Below are 21954 nucleotides of genomic sequence, written 5' to 3'. Positions count from 1 at the left end.
CGCCTATGGACAGTCCGCAGGACTGTCCATCACGGCTCAGCAGCCAAGCCTACGGTCGAGCATCGTATGCCCCGGCCTATCCCTCGTGTGTAGTTATGCGGCGCTTTGCGACCGTGATATGAGAGTGGATAAAGTGAATGACGACTGTTGCTGATGTGATTCGGAGTGCGGCGAAAACACTGCGCGAAGCAGGTATTGATACGCCTGAACATGATGCGAAACTGCTGCTGGCTGAAGTGGCTGGGCGCGAACTGCGCGATGTTGACAAGGCAATGCTCCTGGGGGAGCAGTGGGCGCTTGATGACGCGGCTCAGATTCGCCTGCAAGCAATGATCGCACGGCGTGCCAAGCGCGAGCCGTTGCAGTACATTGTCGGTCATGCGCCGTTCCGCTATCTTGATTTGGCTGTCGGCCCGGGGGTATTTATTCCGCGTCCGGAGACGGAAACGGTAGTGCAAGCTGGTCTTGATTGGATTACGCAGCAGCGACTGTATGCGCCGCGCGTGGTTGACTTGTGCGCCGGGTCGGGAGCGATCGGCTTGTCAGTGGTTACGGAAGTGCGCGGTGCTGAAGTGTGGGCGGTTGAGCTCTCGCCGGAAGCGTACGCGTGGACTGAGCGCAATCGTGAAGCGGTATCTCAACGTGATCCGTCGGCTGGCTACAACTATCATCTTGAGCAGGGCGACGCGACGAGTCCGCTCACGTTGCCGCAGCTCAACGGCACTATCGATATGGTGATTACCAATCCGCCTTACGTGCCGCTTGCGCAAATTCCTGAGCAGCCTGAAGTGCGCGATCATGACCCAGATATGGCGTTGTATGGCGGTTCAGCTGATGGTGCGCTGATTCCTGAGCAGATTATTATGCGTGCGGCATCGTTGCTGCGTTCGGGTGGCGCGCTGGTGATGGAGCATGATATTTCGCAGGGCGACCGGCTTGTAGCGTTTGCGCGAGCTCAAGAGTTTGCTCAGGCTCGTACAGAAAATGATTGGACTGGTCGCCCGCGTTTCCTGTTCGCAGTACGCGCGTAACAAGCATCGCGCGCACTGCGAACGGTGGGTCGCTGAAACAACAGCGCAGGGGTGTTATTGCGCGTACTCCTGGTACACGGAGGCGTCCGCGTCGCTAAGTGTGCGAATTGGGCGTGCTGGATTGCCAACAGCCACTGTGTGCGGTGGAATATCTTTAACGACCACTGATCCGGCGCCGATAACGCAGCCTTCGCCAATGGTTACGCCGCCAATCACGGTTACATTGCCACCGAACCAACAGTTTGAACCAATAACGATCGGCCGGCCGTATTCGTAATCGTAGAAGGATCCGTCTGGCGCACGGCGTACGTTGCGATCTTCATAACGCAGCGGATGCATAGGAGGCAGCAGCGACACGTTGGGGCCGAAGAGCACATCGTCGCCGATCGTCACCGGTGCGCAATCCAGTACGGTGAAATTGAAGTTGGCGAATACGCGATCGCCAATCGTGGTGTGGCATCCGTAATCGAAGAAGATTGGTCCCATAACGTCGAGATTTTCTCCGTGATTGGGAATCAGCTCATCGAGTACGGCGGTTCGCGCGGCATGGTCGCCGCGGGGGAGTGCGTTGAACTTGGTGCACAGGTCGCCGGCTTTCTCGCGCATTGCGCACAGTTCAGGATCTGCTGGATTGTAGAGTTTGCCGTTGAGCATTTCTTCGCGTTCGGATGCGCGCGGTGTTCTCAGTTCGACTGGGGGAATGCTGCTGCCGGTGGTCATAATGCCTCCTTGCTTGCTGCTGATATGTCTGTATGCCGCCAATGGCGGCGGATATTGCACGGCATACTAGTATAGGTGTACGAACGTACATGTCTGGGTGTGGTGTGTGAACTGGAACGTTGAAATCGCGGCAGTGTGATGGCGATACGCTACCCAAGTCGCGGCGCAATGGTGCAATGGTGGCCATGAGCACGATTTGCACGGTGAATGACGAGTCATTGGCGCAGGCGAAGAAGATCGTCGATGACGGCGGTCTGATTGTTATCCCTACGGATACGGTGTACGGTGTGGCCTGCGACCCAACTAATAAGGACGCTATCGCTCGCATTTACGAGGTCAAACAACGGCCACGATTCAAAGCGTTGCAAGTGCTGCTCGCCAATGTTGATCAACTTGATGCGCTCGGTCTTGACCTGCCGGCGCCGCTGAACCGTCTTGCTGCACAGTTTTTGCCGGGAGCATTCTCGCCGATTGCTGTAGCGCGTGAAGACTGCGCGCTGGCCACTGTGAACGCTGACGGCACGCAGGGCATTCGCGTACCGAATTCCACGCTTACCGCTCGCATTCTCAATGCGCTTGGGCCGCTGGCTGCGTCCAGCGCCAATCGTTCCGGCCATCAGAGTGCGCAAACCGTTGAAGAAGCTGTCGAAGCGTTCGGTGACGACGTGGCACTGTATTTTGATGGCGGTGCGACTAAGGGTCATGTTGCGAGCACGGTAGTTGCTGCAGATCCACATGGTCGCGATGGTATTGCGATTTTGCGCGAAGGCATGATTCCGCAGTCTGCTATCCGTATGGCTCTGCACATGAATGGCGGAGGTCTTGGCGCATGAGAATTTATTTGCTCATTGCTGCGATCGCCGGAGGCGTGACGTGGCTGATTACTCCGCTTATTCGCCATATTGCGATTCATATTGGCGCAGTCGGTGAAGTTCGCGCGCGCGATGTACACACTGTGCCAACTCCGCGTATGGGCGGCCTTGGCATGCTTATCGGCTTCGCGTTTGCCATTATTTACGCCAGTCGTATTCCCTTCACCGCTGGATTGTTCGAAGGTAACAACCAAGAGTGGGTAATTTTGATCGGTGCTGTGCTGATCTGTTTGATTGGTATGGCTGACGATTTGTGGGATCTTGACTGGATGCTCAAAATGTCTGGCCAGCTACTCACTTCCGTTTTTGTAGCGTGGGGTGGCTTGCAGATCATTTCACTGCCACTCGGTTCGCTGATCACCGCTTCGCCAAGCTTGTCTATTGCGATTACAGCAATTTTGATTGTTGCATCAATTAACGCGGTGAATTTCGTCGATGGCCTCGATGGTCTCGCGTCAGGCATTGTGGCCATCGGCGGTATCGCATTTGCGATTTACTCGTATATCATCGCGCGCAATTCGCCGTCCTACGCGTCAATGGCTACGTTAATCGACGTGGCAATGGTGGGCATTTGCGTCGGTTTTATTCTGCACAATTGGCATCCAGCCAAACTGTTTATGGGCGACTCTGGTTCCATGCTGCTTGGCTATCTCATTACGTGCGCTTCGATTGTGATGACTGGCCGCCTAGACCCAGCTTCTATTCACGCGAGTATTTATCTGCCGGTATTCATGCCGATTTTGCTGCCGATTTTAGTGCTGTTCCTGCCGGTGCTCGACATGTGTTTGGCGATTGTACGGCGACTGAGCCACGGTCAATCACCAATGCATCCTGACCGCATGCACTTGCATCATCGCATGCTGCGCATCGGGCACAGTGTACAAGGCGCGGTGCTGATTCTGTGGGGTTGGGCAGCGCTGATCGCATTCGGTTCGATTATGATCTTGTTCTTCCGCGCGAGCCATGTGCTCATTGGATTCTGCATTGCTGTAGTGCTACTTACCGTTGCAACAATGTACCCGTATCTGAAGCGTCGTTTGCCTGAAATTGCGCAGGAAAACATGACGTACAAAGCCGCGCGCCGGAAGGCTCAGCACGCTTCCGCACAGGAAACGGTGACTGATAATGAGGGGCCTCGCGAGCATAAATAACGGGTAATACGACACTAAGCACCTTCGTCATAGACCATGCGTGTCGCGTTCGTCGCCTAACGCTCATATAGTGAATACATGGCTACAAATCCTGATATGAATGCGACATATGCTCCGCTCCCCCCGATCTTCGCTCAGCTCGGTCTCGCCTATGACGATGTGCTGCTGCTGCCGAATGAGACGGATGTCATTCCTTCCGAAGTCGATACCACCACACATCTGACTCGTGAAATCACGATGAAGGTCCCTGCGATCTCCGCAGCCATGGATACCGTCACCGAATCTGAAATGGCCATCGCTATGGCCCGTAACGGCGGCATCGGCGTACTCCACCGCAACCTGTCTATCGACGATCAGGCTGCTCAGGTTGACGTTGTGAAGCGTTCCGAATCCGGTATGATCACCGACCCGCTGACCGTCAACCCGGACGTCACCCTCGCTGACCTCGACAAGCTGTGCGGCAAGTTCCACATCTCCGGTCTGCCGGTTGTGGACAAGGAAAACAAGCTCGTTGGTATCATCACCAACCGTGACATGCGTTTCATCGCCTCTGAGGATTACGATCACCTCAAGGTGCGCGACGTGATGACTCGCGAAAACCTCATCACCGGTCCGTCCAACATTTCTAAGGAAGACGCTCACGACCTGCTGGCTAAGCACAAGGTTGAGAAGCTCCCGCTGGTTGACGCTGAAGGTCACCTGACCGGCCTGATCACCGTGAAGGACTTCGTGAAGACTGAGCAGTACCCGGATGCTACGAAGGATGCTCAGGGCCGCTTGCGCGTGGCCGCTGGCGTTGGCTTCCTCGGTGACGCTTGGCAGCGCGCTTCCGCTTTGATGGAAGCTGGCGTGGACGTGCTCGTCGTCGACACTGCGAACGGTGAGGCTCGCCTGGCTCTCGATATGATTCGTCGTATCAAGTCCGATCCGGCCTTCCGCGACGTGCAGGTTATCGGCGGTAACATCGCTACTCGCTCCGGCGCACAGGCCATGATCGATGCTGGCGTTGACGCTGTGAAGGTCGGCGTGGGCCCCGGCTCCATCTGCACCACCCGCGTGGTCGCTGGTGTTGGCGTCCCGCAGCTGACTGCTGTGTACGAAGCTGCTCAGGCTTGCAAGGCTGCTGGCGTGCCGTGTATCGCTGATGGTGGTATCCACTACTCCGGCGATATCGCTAAGGCTCTCGTGGCTGGCGCCTCTTCGGTTATGCTCGGTGGCGCGCTCGCTGGCTGCGAGGAAGCTCCGGGTGAGAAGGTGCTCCTGCACGGCAAGCAGTACAAGCTGTACCGTGGCATGGGCTCGCTGGGCGCAATGGCTCCGCGTGGCAAGAAGTCCTACTCTAAGGATCGTTACTTCCAGGCCGACGTCACTTCCAACGACAAGGTTGTGCCGGAAGGTGTTGAAGGCGAAGTGCCGTACCGCGGACCGCTCAACGCTGTGCTCTACCAGATGATCGGTGGTCTGCACCAGTCGATGTTCTACATTGGTGCGCACAACATCAAGGAAATGAGCGAGAAGGGTCGCTTCATCCGCATCACCGATGCTGGTCTGCGCGAATCCCACCCGCACGACATCGTGATGACTGCGGAGGCTCCGAACTACTCCGGCTTCCACAACAACTGATGTCACTGAACCGATCTTGCTGGTCGGTTCTTGATTGCCATTGAAACGGCATAATGAAGGGCCTCTCCGTACATCACGGAGAGGCCCTTCATTCGTTGGTAGGGGGTTAGTTGGGGTAGCTGATCTAGCGGTTACTTGACGCGCTTAATACCCATCACTGCGATAGCAGCGATAGCGGCCATCGCGATAGCGGTCGGGAACACGATGTTGTAGGAGTGCGTGGCAGCAACAATACCGGAGGTGATTGCCACACCAATCGCCTGGCCGGCGCAGGTGGCGATGTTCATGAAGCCGAGATCCTTGCCGGCAGTCTCCTTGTTCGGCAGTACGTCGACGTTCAGTGCCTGATCGACCGACAGGTACATGCCGTAGCCGAAGGAGGCGATACCGCCGAAGAGGAACATGCCCATATCATTCGGGAAGACCCATGGCATTGCCAAACCGATAGCGAACACAGCGCAGGCGACTGCGATCGGCGCCTTGCGGCGACCAAGCGCATCGGCAATCGGGCCGGAAATGAGCGAGGCAACCATCGAGGCGACCATTGTGAGCACGGAGATAACAGCCATCGCGTTGGCGGCCTGCTTGTCGGAGTCGCCGATGTGATCGGTCAGGATGTACAGCTGGTAGCTGAAGATCATCTGGTAGGCGACGATCAAGCAAGTGCGGCAGATGAATGCGCGATAGAAGTCACCGCAATCCTTGAGCGGCGGGGTGAGGGATTCGGCAACGACCTTCCACATCGGCTTGCCGGTGTCCTTCGGCATGTTCTTGGAGGACGGCTCCTTCGGAGTGAGGATGACTGCGAGCAGGCCACCGAGCAGAGCGCACAGACCGGTGCATACGAAGCCAACTTCAACGTTCTCCATAAAACGGGAGCCGATGAGCGTACCGATACCCTGACCGATTACGCGCCGCCACCGATGGCCGCGGACACGGTTGCACGATTAGATTCTTCGACGCGGTCGGAGATGAGCGCGTAAATCGGTGCCTGCACCATGTTGAGGCCTACGAGGGCGATGACGTAGAAGACGCCGATGAGCAGTGCGTTAGACGGGCGGCTCAAAGCCCAGAAGCATAGGCCGTAGATGAACGCGCCTGAGAAGATCCACGGGGTGCGCTTGCCCCAGCGGCTGGCGGTGCGATCAGAGAGTGCGCCTACGAACAGCGCGATGAAAATCGAGGCAATGGAGCCGGCGGAGTTGATTACGCCGAGTGCGGCGGTCGAGTCGACAGCGCTCATGCCCAAGTCGGCGCGCAGTCGTTGAGGGACAAGCACGGACATCGTGCCGAAGAAGGCGACGCCGTTGAGCACGGCGAACGCCATGAAACCGGCGACATAGCGCCACTTGTCAGCTTTGCTATTTGTTGGCGTTGGAGCCACACTTGCAGTTGTCATTGTTCTTTCTTTCTCTTCATTGAGTTGACAAATGCGGAAAACTGGAATGCGGTAAGTAATCCTGCTGGTGCGGTGCGGGAACAAGGAATTCACTGCACCAGCAGGAAGCGCGGGTCAGGCGAGTTTGAGCCAGGCGGAAGTATCCTGCGGGAGCTTACCATCATCGGTAAGCGGGCCGGAGGTGAGCAGCACTTCACCTGCAGGCAGCGCAACAGGATCGGCACCGAAGTTAGTAATCGACGCCCAACCGTTGGCACGCTTATAGGCAATCGTGCCGCCAGTAAAGCCCTGCGCGCCGTCTGGCTTGCCGCTGGAACGATCCTCAGGTAGCCATTCGAGACTCAGATCATTGGTCTGCAGCTCGTGACGCAGCTTCAATACCTTGCGGTACAAGTTGAGCATCGAGTCAGGATCCTTATCCTCCACGTCAACCGCGAAGTCCTTGTACCACTTAGGCTGCGGCAGATGTGGCTCGGCTGTGGCGTCAGCGGGGGAGAAGCCGAAGGAGCCACCATGGCCAAACTCATCGTCTGGATTATCGAGCGTTGGCGCATCGGCAGCAGTCCACGGCAGCGGCACGCGGCAACCGTCACGACCCTTGGTGCTGGCTGCTTGCGAAGTGCGGTGGCCGGACGGATCTTCAACACGATCCCACGGAATATCAGCAACTTCAAACAAGCCAAGCTCTTCACCCTGGTACACGTATGCGGAACCGGGGAGTGCCATTTCCATCATGATTGCTGCACGAGCACGCTTGGTGCCAAGCGCCTTGTCAAGGAAATACGTGGTGCCATCGCGCAGCACCCAATCCTTAGCAAGCTGATGGTATTCGCTGGTTGGCGTTTGCGGCAAGCCATAACGGGTGGCGTGGCGCACCACATCATGGTTGCTCATCACCCACGTCGCCGAAGAGCCGGAACGCTCAGCGCTTTCGATGCCCTCCTCGATGGCCTTGTGCATGTTGTCGCGAATCCAGTCCTTCTTGGCGAACTCGAAGTTGAAGATCTGGCCCAAGTCGTCAGGGCTGGCATACAGGTACTGGCGGTTAGGCTGCACCCATGCTTCAGCCACGGCGAATGCCGGCGGATCATACTCGTTGAACACCTTGCGCCACTCGTGGTAGATCTCGTGCACTTCATCACGGTCGATCACCGGGTGGGAACCGTCATCAGGCTGGTCGGAGGTGCACCACACTACGTAATTGTCCAGGTCATCGCGGTCAAGATCCTTGGCCAGGCCGTGTGCCACGTCCACGCGGAAGCCATCAGCGCCGTGGTCAAGCCAGAAGCGCAGCGTGGTCAGGAAGTCATCGCGCACCTCGCGATTATCCCAATTCCAGTCGGGCTGTTCCTTGGTGAACATGTGCAGGTACCACTGGCCATCGGGCACGCGCGTCCAAGCTGGGCCGCCAAAATGATTCTCCCAATTCGTTGGCGGTTGGTCGCCATTCGGGCCCTTGCCATCGCGGAAGATATAGCGGTCGCGTTCGGGGGAGCCAGGTGCTGCGTTGAGCGCTGCCTGGAACCAGGGGTGCAGATTAGAGCTGTGGTTGGGAACGATGTCAACGACCACCTTGATGTTGTGAGCGTGAGCGGCTTTCGCGAGTTCGTCGAAGTCGTCCATCGTGCCGAGCTTGGGGTCAACATTGCGGTAGTCATCAACGTCGTAGCCGCCGTCGGCAAGTTGTGAGGGGTAGAAGGGGCTCAGCCAAATGGCATCAACACCAAGATCGGCAAGATAGTCGATCTTCTCGGTTACGCCGGCAATCTGGCCGAGGCCTTCGCCTCGAGTGTCTTTAAAACTGCGCGGATAGACCTGGTAGACGACAGCCTGCTTCCACCACAGGGCAGCGTCGGTGAGTTCGGTCATGTCGTTCCTCCTTTGGAATCGCTATGCAACCGTTTGCATGGCGGTTGGCAACGTCGAAGAACCGTGTAGGTTCCTTGCAATTGCTGTATTTATATCGGTTGATATTGCTCGGTGCGTCGTTGCCGACGAGGTTGCGGTATTGATATGAATAATAGCGCTTGCATAAGTCAATGCAAGCAAAACGGCGTGTCGTATCTGATTTGCTGAAAACGGGCGTTTTAGTATAATTTTCAGTAGTGCAAGCGCTTGTATTCTTTTGCTCCAGTATTGCAGCAATGGTGATGCATACAGAGCGCGAACAGTGCGAACAGTGTGACTCAATGCGTCGAATTCGGCGCAGCATCGAAACCACTCCGCATAACACAACGGGGCTGGTATTCGACCAGTGGCAAGGAGGCAAACATGGCACGAACGACCATTGCTGATGTGGCGCAGGCCGCTGGCGTATCCGTTTCCACGGTATCACGGGCCCTACGCGGGCTCGACAAAGTCAATCCGGAAACACGCGAACGCATTCGCGAACAAGCAGAACGGCTACATTTTTCCTTTTCAAAAAGTGCTTCCTCGCTGGCGAGCGGCAAAACCATGCGCGTCGCAGTACTGCTCCCCAACGAGATCAATAGTTGGTTCAATGCGAATGTTTTTGAAGGTATTTACGAGGTGCTCTCTGGCAAAGGGTATGACGTTATCCCATATGTCATGCTTGACGAGCCATCGCTCGAGCGCTTCTTCAGTAATCTGCCTGGCAATCGCAATGTTGATGCCGTGTTCGTATGCTCATTTGATCTTGATGATGCACAACGATCCGTACTCACTGATTTCACACTGCCAGTAGTCGGTATTAACACGCCGAGTGACCACGGATATGATGCCGTGGCACGCATCGACGATCATGCTGCGATGGCTGATGCTGTACGCCTGCTGCATTCGCTCGGCCATGAATGCCTCGCTTACGTGGCGCAGCCAGTAAACCCCTCGCCGTTCACCTGTTCTGACGTAATGCGCATGAAAGGATTCCTTGATGCGACCAAAGCGTGCGGTTACGATGATGAACGCATTGTGATGATCCCATCACTGCGTTCGATAGATACGCGCTCTATACAAGACGCCTACTCCGGTATTGCCGCGCAACTACTCAGCGCGCCTATTCGCCCGACCGGCATTTGCGTATCACCTGACTCAACTGCTGTACCACTGATTAAAGAATTGCGCCGTATCGGTTGGCAAGTACCACAAGACGTGTCAGTCATCGGCTTCGATGATGACACGACTGCAGCCGCCATCGACTTGACCACCATCCACCAGAACCCGGTACAAACTGGCCGCGAAGCCGCGCGCATGGCGCTCGCACTTATGAACGGGGAAGAACTCGACGAACCATATGTTGACATGCCTACCACAATGGTGATGCGTGGAACCACAGGCCCCGCGCCCAGCATGAACTAATCGCCGCCCTGCGGTATCCTCAAATGTTCGGCGCACATCGCGCGCGCTGATGATCGCTCACAGAAAGGCGGCAGACATGGTCGACAGTCATGATGCAGAAACGTATAGCGCCAAGGATTCGCGCCTGATTTGGATCGATTGCGAGATGACAGGTCTCGATATTTTCGGCGGCGACGAGCTCGTAGAAGTCTCTGTTGTGCCGACTGACTTTGATCTCAACGTGCTGGACGAGGGCGTTGACTATGTGATCAAGCCTTCCGATGCAGCGGTGGCTCACATGAATGATTTTGTGCGTCAAATGCACACTCGCTCCGGCCTGATCAATGAATGGGAACATGGCCTTTCCCTCGCGGACGCGGAAGCCAAGGTCACTGAATACGTGGCACGCTTCACTCCAGACGGCGTACGCCCGCTGCTCGCCGGCAACACAATCGGTTCGGATAAAAAGTTCCTCGACCATTACATGCCGAATCTGATGAGCCACCTGCACTATCGCAGTATCGATGTGAGCACGCTCAAAGAGCTTGCTCGCCGCTGGTACCCGGCAGTCTACGAGAACCGTCCGCCAAAGAACGGCGGCCACCGTGCGCTCGCAGACATTATCGAATCGTTGGATGAACTGCGTTACTATCGCGAAGCGTTTATGGCACCTGCGCCCGGTCCGGACGCGGATACTGCTAAGCGCATTGCCGCCGACGTGGTCGCGACTAGCATTCTCAACAAGTAAGTCACGTACGGAACTGTAAGTACCTTCAACCGCAAAGGACCTAGCATGACCGCAGCCGATTGGACCGAGATCAAGCCCGGCCTCAACGATATTCGCCTTGTTGTAGCTGATATGGACGGCACGCTGCTTGACGCTCACAGTGAGATTCCGCAGGATTTTTGGCCGCTGCTTGCGCGCCTGAAAACCCTCGGCATTGAGTTCGTGCCAGCGTCCGGCCGCCAGCTCGCTACCTTGCGCTCAATGTTCGAGGGGCGTGTTGATGGTGAACTGTCCTACGTGGCAGAAAACGGTAATGTTGTCGTTGCTGATGGCAAGATCATCGAAGTACACGGCGTTGGCGTAGAAGTATCGCGCACCGTTATCGACATGGTCGATCGTGCGGTTGCTGAGCACAAGCATGACATTGGACTGGTATTGTGCGGTCTGAACACTGCGTATGTGCAGCGTACAGACAAGCCGTTTGTGGATGAATGCCGCAAATACTACAAGGCGTTGGAAATCGTTCCTGACTTGCATAGCGTGTTGAGCGCGGTTGAATCAGGCGAAGAAACAATGCTGAAGCTCGCAATCTTCGATTTCGCTGATGCTGAAGCGATGGCAGCAGACATGCTCGGCGAGATCGCACGCGATCATCAGGTAGTGGTTTCTGGCGCGCATTGGGTTGACATTATGAACTTGACCACCGATAAGCGCCAAGGTGTAGAAGCCCTGCAGCGTCACTTGGGAGTAAGTGCGGCACAAACCGCGGTATTTGGCGACTATCTCAACGATCTTGAAATGCTTGCCGCTGGCGATTACTCATTCGCGATGGGTAACGCGCATCCTGATCTCAAAGCAGCCGCGCATTTCATCGCTCCTGCCAACACGGAAGGCGGCGTGCTTACTGTTGTACGCAGGCTGATCGGCGAGTAACGCAGGCGGCCTGAGATATGCAGCAACGCGAAGCTTTAGCAATCCTGAACGCGGGCGCCAACGTGTTCCTCACGGGCGCTCCCGGCGCAGGCAAAACGTACGTGCTTAACGAGTTCGTTGCTAAAGCGCGCCAAGCAGGCGCATCCGTGGCAGTTACTGCGTCTACTGGTATTGCTGCTACGCATATTAATGGGCAAACTATTCACTCTTGGAGTGGTGTAGGGGTAGCAACCGCGCTTACCGCAAACCTGCTCAAGCAAATTAAAACGCGCCGCCGTCGCAAAATCCAAGCTGTTGACATCCTTGTTATCGATGAAATTTCCATGCTGCACGCGTGGTTATTTGACATGGTTGATCAAGTATGCCGCCAAGTGCGCCACGATCCGCGCCCGTTCGGCGGCCTGCAGATCGTACTTTCTGGTGATTTCTTCCAACTGCCTCCAGTGAGCGTTTCCGGGCGCGATCGTGATCTTATCGCACCATCGCCGGAGTTTCTCGCCGCGCGCGAACGCTATGCGCGTGTCGGTAAAAACCCCGAAGGATTCGTCACTGAATCACTGGTATGGGATGAACTCAATCCGGTAGTGTGCTATCTGACCGAGCAGCATCGTCAGGATGATGGCCAGCTGCTTACCGTGCTGACAGATATTCGCGAAGGAGCAGTCAGCCAAGAAGATCATGATGTACTCGCGGCTCGGCTTGGTGTATTGCCAGCTGGCGATCAAGTGGCAGTACACCTGTTCCCAGTAAACCGCCAAGCTGATGGGCTCAACGATTTGCGCCTCGCTGACCTGCCCGGCGAAGAGCACGAGTTTCACGCCGAGCAGGCAGGGCCAGCAAATCTTATCGAGCGGCTTAAGCGCAATATGCTCGCTCCTGAACGGCTGGTATTGAAACGCGGTGCCGCAGTGATGGCATTGCGCAACGATCCTGATCATCAGTACGTCAACGGTTCGCTCGGCAAGGTTCGCGGTTTTGCGCCCGAATCTAAAGGCGGTTGGCCGATCGTAGAATTTGACAACGGCAGCATCGTGACGATGAAGCAAGCCTCGTGGGAGATGATGGACGGTGAGACCGTGCTAGCGAGTGTGCGGCAAGTCCCATTGCGTTGCGCATGGGCGATCACCATCCACAAGTCGCAAGGCATGACGCTCGACCGGGCTGTTATGGATTTGAGTCGTACCTTCGCGCCAGGCATGGGGTACGTGGCATTATCGCGTGTGCAAGGCATGGATGGCCTGTACCTGACTGGTGTGAATGAGCGCATGTTTGCAGTCTCACCGGATGCCGTGCGCCTTGATAGCGTGTTGCGCGCCGATGCACAGGCAGCTTCAGTTCGGTTAGCTGAAGAGGGGAGTGACGCTTTTCGCCCCGGCCTTGCATTGCATTCAGCTGGTATGCACAGTGCTGATGAGTTTGAACAAACGGAGTTGTTCTAAACGGTTCTGCATTCGGACACTGTTGTCTTACGGTTCTTGCTGCAGCTGGACGGTTTTGCAGGGCTTGCGTAGAGTATGCCGATGTTGTTTGAAAGGAGATACAACATTGGCGACACCAGACAAGAAAGAACTTGCAGTGGCCACAGAGGCGAAGAATAAGAAGAAGACAGGCATCATCGTAGCTGCTGTCGTGGCAGTCGTGATCGTTATCGCTGCAGTAGCAGGATGGGCACTGACCCGCGGCGACGATCTGGAATCCCTCAAAGCACAGTGCGCAACCGCATCCGAAGAACTGCGCCTTGCACAGAACGACTACAACAACCTGCTCAATGGGGATGCTGCCGAAGCAAGCGCCTACACCAAGGATGATGTGAAGGATGCCTCCACCATTTCCGCGCTCGCCGACGAGATGAGCGTTGAGGTTCCTGAACTGGCTGCATGCAACGTGGATACTGCTGAAGAGTTCAAGGCGCAGAACCAGAAGATCGCGGACAACACGACCTGGTATCAGGAGCACACCAAGAGCTTGGACAAAGCTGTGAAGGCTGTGAATAACAGTCTGAAGTAACGCATTGGCGGCAGGTTCGGTGATTTGGTAACACCCAATACGCGCCGCGCCGCTGGTATTACTGGTATTAATTGTGGCCGTCGTACCCTCTTCTGCCATTTGGGTACGGCGGTCTTCTTATATGTATGGGTTATGCGTAGGTGACGGGCAATTTACCGCAATTGTGTAAAGCGGCGAGCCAGTGATTTCATCGAACGCAATCCTGACTCATAGCGGGCGGCAGCAATGATAAGCACGATGCCAGCGATGAGGAGCCATACCCACCAAAAGTACCGGGATATTGCGCTGATCCACGGCCACAATTGGGTTACAGTATGCGCTGTTAGTAGGATCGCGCCCAGTAGTACTGGCGCTTGATAGCTCAATCGCACGCCGATAAGCAATACTGCTAGTGCAACAGCAAACAGCAGTAGTGAGCGTACTGGAGCGAATAATGCATTGGTGTTTGCGTTCAGCGTGATCAGCCACGATGGCACTAGTGTTAGCAGCAATCCCGGTCCTAGAGCCGGCCAACTACGCAATAATGGGCGAGTTTGCATCCATCGTGCGCCGATGATCGTAACAGATATGCCTAATGATGCGGTAAAGAGGTCAATTGGCACTGGTTTATGCTCGGCAAGCATCGCCATTGCCATGCCGATGAATCCGGTTGCAATAGCCGCGAGCCAACGCAAGCATGCGAGTCGGTCACGATATTGAGGCTGCGCAGACGGGGGATACATGAGTGCCGGTTGCGGTGGTGCTATCGGTTGTGGTGGGAATACCGGTTGTGCTGCGCGCATCCATACCATAGTTGTCACGATCAGCAGGCCAAGATACATGCCGATTGCTACCAGCCGACGGCCAGGCTGAGACGCGTCAAAATCTCCCAGCGACAGCACCGTGAGCAATACGAGCGTCACTACCAGGGCGATAATGCGTTCGATAGCAAACTGCTGGCTTGACGCTAGGCAACTCCACGCGGCAATTGCCAGTAAACACGCGGCGGCGATCATGTTAGCAAGGACAATCGGCAATCCCAATCCGCCAGTGAACAAGGCAATCGACCATGGTGCTACAGCAGCTGCGTACAGGGACCATGCGCGCAACGTGTGACCATGAGTAGTATGCGATATCAGCGCATACAATCCCACTGATATCAGCGATATCGCAGCTAATAAACTGCCGGTAACAGCAGCCCATAACTGATCATGAGAAGCATCGCATATTTCGCCAATAACATACGCGTCGATAGACAATGCGGCGAGTCCAGCCCATGTAATGCCTTCCGCAGTGACGCGCAACCGCGAGGATAAAGCGTATGCGATCGCTAGTGCGCAAACGCCTGCGATGGCAATACATGCTGCTCGCCCAACATCGCCGAAGAAGAACTGGGCGAGGGATGCAAACATGGCAACGGCGAGCATTACGAGCCCGACGCCAAGTATCAATAACAGCATTTGAATACCGGACGTGCGTGGGCGCGCGGGAGGAACTGCCATTGCTGCCGCTGCCGGCGCGGGTGGCGTGGATACATGCGGTGAAGCAGGCCCAGGGAACGTTTGCGGTGCGTGCAATGGTGACTGTGACTGCAATTGTGTGAGCAGTCGTGCTCGCTCGTCTAACAGATCGGCAGCTTGACGGCTCAGTGCAAGCACTTGCGCACACCGCGGATCTGCAAGATCAATACCAGTTGGAGTGAACTGGGAACTAATAGGAGAAAAGTCATCAGGATTAAGCGCTGCATCGCGCAACTGTGCCGTGCTACTAGGCCAGCGCAGGCCAGTTGGCTGGGTCTGCGGTGTAGGAGCCGGCGGTATCGGCCCCGATTGCCTTGTAGGATCATATTGCGTCATGGCACATCCCCCTCTGCGCTTACACGACCTCAACCCATTGTCGCATGATCCGCCGCGTGACACCACAGCTGCTGCTGCCTGAGGTGGCCTGCGCTGTGACTTGCCGGTATTGTCCCGCAACGCGAATACCTTGGAACCCATGAGTTCCAAAGCACTTCGTATGTCTACCATGTTCCTGCGCACGCTGCGCGAGGACCCCGCCGACGCGGATGTCGATTCCGCAAAACTTCTGCTGCGTGCCGGCTACATTCGTAAGGCCGCCCCTGGCATTTGGACCTGGCTGCCGCTGGGCCTGCGCGTACTCAACAAAATCGAGGAGATCATCCGCGAGGAGATGGCCGGCATCGGTGCACAGGAAGTGCACTTCCCGGCACTGCTGCCGCGCGAACCGTACGAGGCTACCCACCGTTGGGAAGAGTACGGCGACAATATCTTCCGTTTGAAGGACCGCCACGAGGCTGACTACCTGCTCGCTCCTACGCATGAGGAGATGTTCACCCTGCTGGTCAAGGACATGTACTCGTCCTACAAGGACCTGCCGGTAACCCTCTACCAGATCCAGACCAAGTACCGCGACGAATTCCGCCCGCGTGCAGGCCTGATCCGCGGCCGTGAGTTCATCATGAAGGACGCCTACTCGTTCAGCGTTGACGAAGAGGGCTTGAAGAAGGCGTACTACGATGAGCGCGGCGCTTACGAGCGTGTGTTCCAGCGTCTTGACTTGAAGTATGTGCCGGTGTTCGCCATGTCCGGCCCGATGGGTGGCTCCGCTTCTGAAGAATTCTTGGCTCCGATGCCGATTGGTGAGGATACGTTCGCGCTTGCTCCCTCCGGCAAGGCATGGAACGTTGAAGCGCTGCACACGCCGCCGGTCGCAGATGTAGACTATTCCGCCACTCCGGCAGCTGAGAAGCGCCCCACCCCGGATGCGAAGACCATCGCTAAGATGATCGAGCGCGCCGATGCAATGTACCCGCGCACCGACGGCCGCGGCTGGGCTGCATCTGACACGTTGAAGAACGTGGTTGTGGCCGTGCTGCACCCGGAGGATGAGGAGCACGATGAGCCATGGCGTGAACTGATCGCTATCGGTTTGCCGGGCGATCGTCAGGTTGATATGAAGCGTTTGGAAGCTCAGTTTGCTCCGTGCGAGCTTGAGGAAGCAACCGACGAAGACTTGAAGAAGCACCCTGAGCTTGTTCCGGGCTACATTGGCCCGATGGTGCTCGGCCCGCAGCGCGAAAAGGCTGGCTTGAAGGAGCCACTGCGCTACTTCATTGATGCACACGTGGCTCGCGGTTCCGCATGGTACACCGGTGCTGATGAGAACGAAGTTGATTACTACGATCTCGTCTACGGTCGCGATTTCGAAGCTGACGGCACGGTGGAAGCCGTTGAAGTGCGCCACGGCGATATGAGCCCGGACGGCTCCGGCCCCTTAAGCTTTGAGCGTGGTGTGGAGATCGGTCAGGTGTTCCAGCTCGGCCTCAAGTACTCCAAGGCGCTGGACCTCAAGGTGCTCGACCAGAACGGCAAGACTGTGCCCGTGTGGATGGGCTCCTACGGCATCGGCGTTTCCCGCGTGCTCGCCTGCATTGCTGAAACGCATCATGACGAAAAGGGTCTTGCATGGCCTGCTGTCATCGCTCCTGCACAGGTGCACGTTGTCGCTACTGGCAAGGATGAGGCTGCTTTCGAAGCGGCTGAAAAGCTGGTTGCCGAGCTGGAAGCTCGCGGCATCGAAGTCATTTACGATGATCGCAAGAAGGTTTCCCCAGGCGTCAAGTTCAAGGATGCTGAGCTTATCGGCGTGCCGCTGATCGCTGTGGCTGGCCGCGACACCGTGAACAACGGCACGATTGAAGTGCGTGATCGTAACGGTGAAAACTCTGTGGCAGTGCCGGTGGCTGAGGCTGCTGACACAATCGAAGCCCGTCTGGCCTGATTCGGTTTGCTAAACCCTACGCGTCGAGCTCCTCCTATGTGAGGGGCTCGACGCGTTTTTGCGCGATGTGGCGTAGTCTTGGACGCAGTGCCCAATCTGGCGAAAGGATCATCATGGCCAACGAAGACGAGATGAACAGCGACGCAACAATGGCAGCGAATACGAACGAGGAAAGCAGTAATACGACTGATGCTTCCGAGCCGCGAATTATCGGCTGGTTCTATGCGTACGATGCTGACCATGAGCCAGAGGATGCCACTCAGCTGATCTGGGTGTCGCTCGAGGAACCGAACGGTGGCGAGCGTCAAATCAGCATTCATGCTGGCGACCTCATCAAGCAGCATGCAGAAAACCGTCAACTGCTACTCACTGACGTCACCTTGCTCGCTCAGTCGCTCGCTGAATATGAGGATGCGAACGCGAAGGATATTACATTCCGTCGCTACGCCTTCTCATGTTCTGAAGAGCTGCCTGAGGGTGTTATGCCGATAGCGCGGTTCACTGCTGAATTGAGCAACGGTGATGAGGGCGTGACCGTTTTGCATCGTTGCGCCGTCAACGCACAGCTTAAGAAGGAAGTACTAGTTGGCGCGCAGCGTCTCAGCACTGGCATGACTGAGCATTTACCGCAGCTATTCGAGCAGCTCGAGAACGCCGAGCAGAACACGTCAAATACTGCGACCATCACGCAAACGCAGTCTGTTACGGTTGAGCCCAGTGATGGTGCACAACCCAGTGCTGACGCGATTACCGACATTGCATCGATCGCAGCAGATATGGCCGCCATTAATGGCGAGCCTGATGCGTCTGCCGGATCTTCAAACCGTGAGTCGCAAGTATTTGGCTACTTCTACGCGTACGACATGAACGTGCCCGTTGAAGATCCCGGTGCGGTAGCCAAAATCAACGTCGACGAGCCCGATAGTGAGAGTGACGGCAAGGCTAAGCTCGAGTTCTCACTGTCGTCGTTCATTACCGACAATGTTGACAACTGCGGCGCATTGCTCGCGTTCGCCTCACAGTTGTACGATGTGCTGCCCAAATCGAAGCAGAACGGCAGTATCTACCGTCGCTACGCGTTCACCAACCGCCCTGAACCGCCGAAGAACACGCTGCCACTCGGCCGTATCGTTGTTGAACTTGAGAATGGTAAGCCAGTCGGTTCCCATTGTGAAACGCCTGGGGATGAGAAACTGCATGACGATCTGATTGGCGCGGCGCACATTATCGAGACGTTCGGTCCGTATATCCGTCAAGTGTTCGATCAGAAGAAGGCTGAGACCGGGGCGGACGGCGACAATCGCGGATGATTTCGGCTTAGATAGCGTGAGCGTGGATAACTGGGCGGGTAGAAGCCCAGTTATCCACAACACGCCGAAAACCTGAGCCTTCGACCACATGATCCGAAAACCACGTGCTCTTTGCACAATCTATGCGATAGTAATGCTCACCGCCGAATGGGGGTCGGCGGGCCAACGTGGAAAGGAACATGATCATGGCAATACAGCAAGGAACGGTGACTGTTACCGGATTCGTAGGCGCAGAACCAACTGTATTCGGCAAAGAAGGCATGCTCTCAGGCTGTACGTTTCGATTGGGCAGTACACGCAGTTATATGGATGCAACCACGCGCGAATGGCGAAACATGCCGACAACATGGCTCACGGTAAAAGCATTCCGGCAGCTCGCCTCAAATGTGCGCATGTCGCTGCATAAAGGTGATGCAGTTATCGTCACCGGTCTGCTCAACACGGAACAATGGAACGCCCAATCAGGAGAGTCACGCTCGCGGCTGGTTCTCGAAGCGTCCAGCATTGGGCATGATCTTAATTATGGGGTCAGTGAGCTCAAACGATTCCGCAAATCGGTGGCGCAATCTGACAGTGCACAAACCGCTACAAACAATCAAGCGGCTGCAACCACTGCAATGGCATCGGCAAATGCCCCCACGCCAGGAGCTGACCCGTGGCAGAACAATACGCCAGCAAACACTACGCCTCCACCGCTTGAGAGTATGGCAGCAGAAGCGGAAATGCCACCTGATACTAGGGACGGGGTAGAAGAGTTTGCGAGCGAAGCAAGCGCGAGCGGCGAACCGCCATTTTAGACATGGTCTCTACGCGCATGGTATGTGGCTTATGTTGATGTTTGGCAGATGTTTGGCAACCATGCAACATATGAAATACCCGCCCCGAGCACAAGCTGGGGCGGGTAGAGGATTCACGAGAGCGTTTGTGACAATCGATTACCAGATACGCACGCGCTGATCAGGAGCGAGCCACATATCGTTGTTTTCGGTAACGTTGAACGCCTTGTAGAACAAGTCAACATTGCGCACAATACCGTTAGTGCGGCATTCCGCAGGGGAGTGCGGGTCGATCGCTAGGAACTTCTCAGCAAGCTCATCACGGTTCTTCGAACGCCAGATTGACGCGTAGCTTAAGAAGAAGCGCTGCAAGCCGGTGTAACCATCCATCGTCGGAGCCTGTTCCAGAGCAGCTTCGATACCTGCAGGCGAACCATCCTTGCTGCGGCCGGCAGCCTCATCCAGCGCGAACGCGTACGCTTTGAGCGCGATGTTCACGCCACCCAGATCACCGATATTCTCGCCGATCGTCAATGCGCCGTTGACGTGAGGCGCCTTGTCAGGTTCGTCAGCATACTTTTCAGCCAACTGCGTTGGCACAAACGCATCATACTGAGCAATCAGCGCCTTCGTACGCTGTTCGAAACGCTGACGATCCTCATCAGTCCACCAATTATTGAGCTTGCCGTCACCGTCATACTGGCTACCCTGATCGTCAAAACCATGACCAATCTCATGGCCGATCACCGCGCCAATACCACCATAGTTAGCAGCATCCTCAGCATTCGGATCAAAGAACGGAGGCTGCAAAATAGCGGCAGGGAACACGATAACGTTCATGCTTGGCTCGTAGTAAGCATTCACCGTCTGCGGATTCATCAGCCATTCGCCACGATCCACCGGCTTGTTGACCTTAGCGAGCTGATAACCCCACTCGTACAGTGAAGCGGCAGCCATGTTTTCCACCAGTGAAGCGTCGGCGCGCACGTCCAAAGCAGTGTAATCACGCCAGTGCTCGGTGTAACCGATCATTGGCGTGAACTTGCTCAGCTTGTCCAGTGCCTTCGCCTTCGTTTCCTCACTCAGCCAGTCGCTGGTGGAAATCGACACGCGATACGCGTCAATAAGGTTAGCGACAAGCTGCTCCATACGCTGCTTAGAGCTTTCGGGGAAATGACGGCGCACATACTCACGGCCGACATCTTCACCGCAGATGCTGTTCACCAAGCTGACGCCGCGCTTCCAACGGTCACGCTGCTGGCGCGTGCCGGACAGCGTTTTGCCGTAGAAGTCAAAGTACGTGGTATCAAATTCACGGCTTAAGAAGCTAGCCGCGTCAATAATCACGTGTACGCGCGCCCACAGCTTCAAATCGTCAAGCTCGGCAGCCTGCCAGAACGCATCAAACCCAGTCAAGAAGCTCGGCTCATGCACAATCGTATGCTGCAGAGCGCCAACCATATCGACTGGCTGAGCGGCAGCAGCCGTAGTCTTGTCGTAGGCTTCCTGCCAAGCATGAGCCCAAGCATCAACGTCGAAATGAGCCAGCTGATTGCGCAGTGTCGCATAATCGGTTGGATTATAGGTTTTGACCGAATCGCGCGTAGCCACATTGTCCCAGTGGCAAGCAGCGATACGCGTCTCAACCTCAAGGAAGCGAGCTGCCTGCTCGCGTGCAGACGCCTCATCGCCATATCCAGCCTTACGCAGCAGCGTGGCAACCATGTTCACGTAGGCATCGCGGATGGGCGCGTAATGATCCTCGCGATAGTACGCCTCGTCAGGCAGATTAATGCCAGCCTGCTCAACGTGTACAACGTTGATATCTGGGTTCTTCGGGTCGCCATAGATAGCGATGCCGAAAACATCCGGGCCGGCATCGGTTGGCTTGAGCGAGCCGATTACGCGAGTGAGGGCTGCCTTGTCGGCAGCATTATCAATAGCGTGCAGCGACGGCTTAATGGGTTCAACGCCAGCTGCTTCAATCGCATCAGTGTCCGTGAATGAACGGTAGAGTGTGCGCGACTTGACGGCAGGGCAGTCGTCGTCTTCGAGAATTTCGTGAATCTGATTTTCGGCGTCCTCGGCCAGCTTATCGAACGAACCGTAGCGAGCCTTATCATCAGGCAGTCGGTACGTGTCGATCCACGGGCCGTTTGCGAAACGGAACAGATCATTGGCGGGATTGATGACGGAGGAGAACGATGCCGGGTCAATGCCGGAAGTCAAAGCTGTGGTCATAGCTGCCATACTATCCGCGTTCGCTGACCGCAGTGATGATTTGGCCGTGCAGCGATGTTTGGATCAGTGTACAAGCGCAGATTTGCGCGC

The 21954-nt window shown here is 56.1% G+C and carries 18 protein-coding genes; 12 read left to right on the top strand and 6 right to left on the bottom strand.

Annotation, left to right across the window (positions count from 1 at the left end; all coding sequences use genetic code 11):
• Nucleotides 1–137 precede the first annotated feature (137 nt).
• Complete coding sequence (gene prmC, locus D2E25_RS08660; RefSeq protein WP_125981874.1) at nucleotides 138–1031, top strand: peptide chain release factor N(5)-glutamine methyltransferase; 894 nt, start codon at nucleotides 138–140, stop codon at nucleotides 1029–1031.
• Between the two features lie 54 nt (nucleotides 1032–1085).
• On the opposite strand, the gene D2E25_RS08655 is transcribed toward prmC, so the two are convergent.
• Nucleotides 1086–1751: a sugar O-acetyltransferase gene (locus D2E25_RS08655; protein WP_125981872.1), complete on the bottom strand. Its 666-nt coding sequence runs from the start codon at nucleotides 1749–1751 to the stop codon at nucleotides 1086–1088.
• A gap of 185 nt (nucleotides 1752–1936) precedes the next feature.
• Here D2E25_RS08655 and D2E25_RS08650 point away from each other — a divergent pair, with 185 nt between their 5' ends.
• The 3 genes from D2E25_RS08650 (at nucleotide 1937) to guaB (ending at nucleotide 5397) form a co-directional block, all read left to right on the top strand.
• Nucleotides 1937–2584 (top strand): L-threonylcarbamoyladenylate synthase, encoded by a 648-nt coding sequence (locus D2E25_RS08650; RefSeq protein ID WP_125981869.1) that lies wholly within the window; start codon nucleotides 1937–1939, stop codon nucleotides 2582–2584.
• On the top strand, nucleotides 2581–3774 hold the full coding sequence (locus D2E25_RS08645) for an MraY family glycosyltransferase (RefSeq protein ID WP_125981867.1): 1194 nt from the start codon (nucleotides 2581–2583) through the stop codon (nucleotides 3772–3774). The genes D2E25_RS08650 and D2E25_RS08645 overlap by 4 nt, the downstream gene beginning before the upstream one ends.
• A 78-nt stretch (nucleotides 3775–3852) precedes the next feature.
• On the top strand, nucleotides 3853–5397 hold the full coding sequence (gene guaB, locus D2E25_RS08640) for an IMP dehydrogenase (RefSeq protein WP_125981865.1): 1545 nt from the start codon (nucleotides 3853–3855) through the stop codon (nucleotides 5395–5397).
• A gap of 131 nt (nucleotides 5398–5528) precedes the next feature.
• Here guaB and D2E25_RS10760 read toward each other — a convergent pair whose 3' ends face one another.
• The 3 genes from D2E25_RS10760 to D2E25_RS08630 all read right to left on the bottom strand — a co-directional run bounded on the left by D2E25_RS10760 (nucleotide 5529) and on the right by D2E25_RS08630 (nucleotide 8665).
• Nucleotides 5529–6266: an MFS transporter gene (locus D2E25_RS10760; protein WP_241217113.1), complete on the bottom strand. Its 738-nt coding sequence runs from the start codon at nucleotides 6264–6266 to the stop codon at nucleotides 5529–5531.
• Between the two features lie 38 nt (nucleotides 6267–6304).
• Nucleotides 6305–6796: an MFS transporter gene (locus tag D2E25_RS10755; RefSeq protein WP_241217112.1), complete on the bottom strand. Its 492-nt coding sequence runs from the start codon at nucleotides 6794–6796 to the stop codon at nucleotides 6305–6307.
• A 114-nt stretch (nucleotides 6797–6910) separates the two neighbouring features.
• Complete coding sequence (locus D2E25_RS08630; protein ID WP_125981863.1) at nucleotides 6911–8665, bottom strand: glycoside hydrolase family 13 protein; 1755 nt, start codon at nucleotides 8663–8665, stop codon at nucleotides 6911–6913.
• Nucleotides 8666–9067: 402 nt separating this feature from the next.
• Here D2E25_RS08630 and D2E25_RS08625 point away from each other — a divergent pair, with 402 nt between their 5' ends.
• The 5 genes from D2E25_RS08625 to D2E25_RS08605 all read left to right on the top strand — a co-directional run bounded on the left by D2E25_RS08625 (nucleotide 9068) and on the right by D2E25_RS08605 (nucleotide 13757).
• Entirely contained in the window at nucleotides 9068–10111 is a 1044-nt protein-coding gene (locus D2E25_RS08625; RefSeq protein WP_125981861.1) for a LacI family DNA-binding transcriptional regulator, read from the top strand.
• A 76-nt stretch (nucleotides 10112–10187) separates the two neighbouring features.
• On the top strand, nucleotides 10188–10838 hold the full coding sequence (orn, locus tag D2E25_RS08620; RefSeq protein WP_125981859.1) for an oligoribonuclease: 651 nt from the start codon (nucleotides 10188–10190) through the stop codon (nucleotides 10836–10838).
• Between the two features lie 45 nt (nucleotides 10839–10883).
• Nucleotides 10884–11750 (top strand): Cof-type HAD-IIB family hydrolase, encoded by an 867-nt coding sequence (locus D2E25_RS08615; protein WP_125981857.1) that lies wholly within the window; start codon nucleotides 10884–10886, stop codon nucleotides 11748–11750.
• A gap of 17 nt (nucleotides 11751–11767) precedes the next feature.
• Nucleotides 11768–13189 (top strand): PIF1 family DEAD/DEAH box helicase, encoded by a 1422-nt coding sequence (locus D2E25_RS08610; RefSeq protein ID WP_125981855.1) that lies wholly within the window; start codon nucleotides 11768–11770, stop codon nucleotides 13187–13189.
• A 106-nt stretch (nucleotides 13190–13295) separates the two neighbouring features.
• Nucleotides 13296–13757, top strand: coding sequence for a hypothetical protein (locus D2E25_RS08605; RefSeq protein WP_125981853.1), 462 nt, complete (start codon nucleotides 13296–13298; stop codon nucleotides 13755–13757).
• Nucleotides 13758–13909: 152 nt separating this feature from the next.
• Here D2E25_RS08605 and D2E25_RS08600 read toward each other — a convergent pair whose 3' ends face one another.
• Nucleotides 13910–15592, bottom strand: coding sequence for an SCO7613 C-terminal domain-containing membrane protein (locus tag D2E25_RS08600; RefSeq protein ID WP_125981851.1), 1683 nt, complete (start codon nucleotides 15590–15592; stop codon nucleotides 13910–13912).
• A 139-nt stretch (nucleotides 15593–15731) separates the two neighbouring features.
• Here D2E25_RS08600 and D2E25_RS08595 point away from each other — a divergent pair, with 139 nt between their 5' ends.
• The 3 genes from D2E25_RS08595 to D2E25_RS08585 all read left to right on the top strand — a co-directional run bounded on the left by D2E25_RS08595 (nucleotide 15732) and on the right by D2E25_RS08585 (nucleotide 19644).
• Entirely contained in the window at nucleotides 15732–17537 is a 1806-nt protein-coding gene (locus tag D2E25_RS08595) for a proline--tRNA ligase (RefSeq protein ID WP_164514784.1), read from the top strand.
• 113 nt (nucleotides 17538–17650) lie between these two features.
• A complete protein-coding gene (locus D2E25_RS08590; RefSeq protein WP_125981849.1) occupies nucleotides 17651–18847 on the top strand; it encodes a hypothetical protein in 1197 nt (398 codons plus the stop codon).
• Between the two features lie 185 nt (nucleotides 18848–19032).
• Nucleotides 19033–19644 carry a single-stranded DNA-binding protein gene (locus D2E25_RS08585; RefSeq protein ID WP_125981847.1) on the top strand — a complete coding sequence of 204 codons (612 nt, stop codon included), beginning with the start codon at nucleotides 19033–19035 and terminating at the stop codon, nucleotides 19642–19644.
• Between the two features lie 138 nt (nucleotides 19645–19782).
• Here D2E25_RS08585 and D2E25_RS08580 read toward each other — a convergent pair whose 3' ends face one another.
• Nucleotides 19783–21873 carry a M13 family metallopeptidase gene (locus tag D2E25_RS08580; protein WP_420897344.1) on the bottom strand — a complete coding sequence of 697 codons (2091 nt, stop codon included), beginning with the start codon at nucleotides 21871–21873 and terminating at the stop codon, nucleotides 19783–19785.
• Nucleotides 21874–21954 lie beyond the last annotated feature (81 nt).

The sequence above is a fragment of the Bifidobacterium goeldii genome, from assembly GCF_003951095.1.
GTDB classification, from domain to species: domain Bacteria; phylum Actinomycetota; class Actinomycetes; order Actinomycetales; family Bifidobacteriaceae; genus Bifidobacterium; species Bifidobacterium goeldii.
Note: the sequence above shows the minus strand (reverse complement) of the source record. Positions and strands in the feature narration are given on the sequence as shown.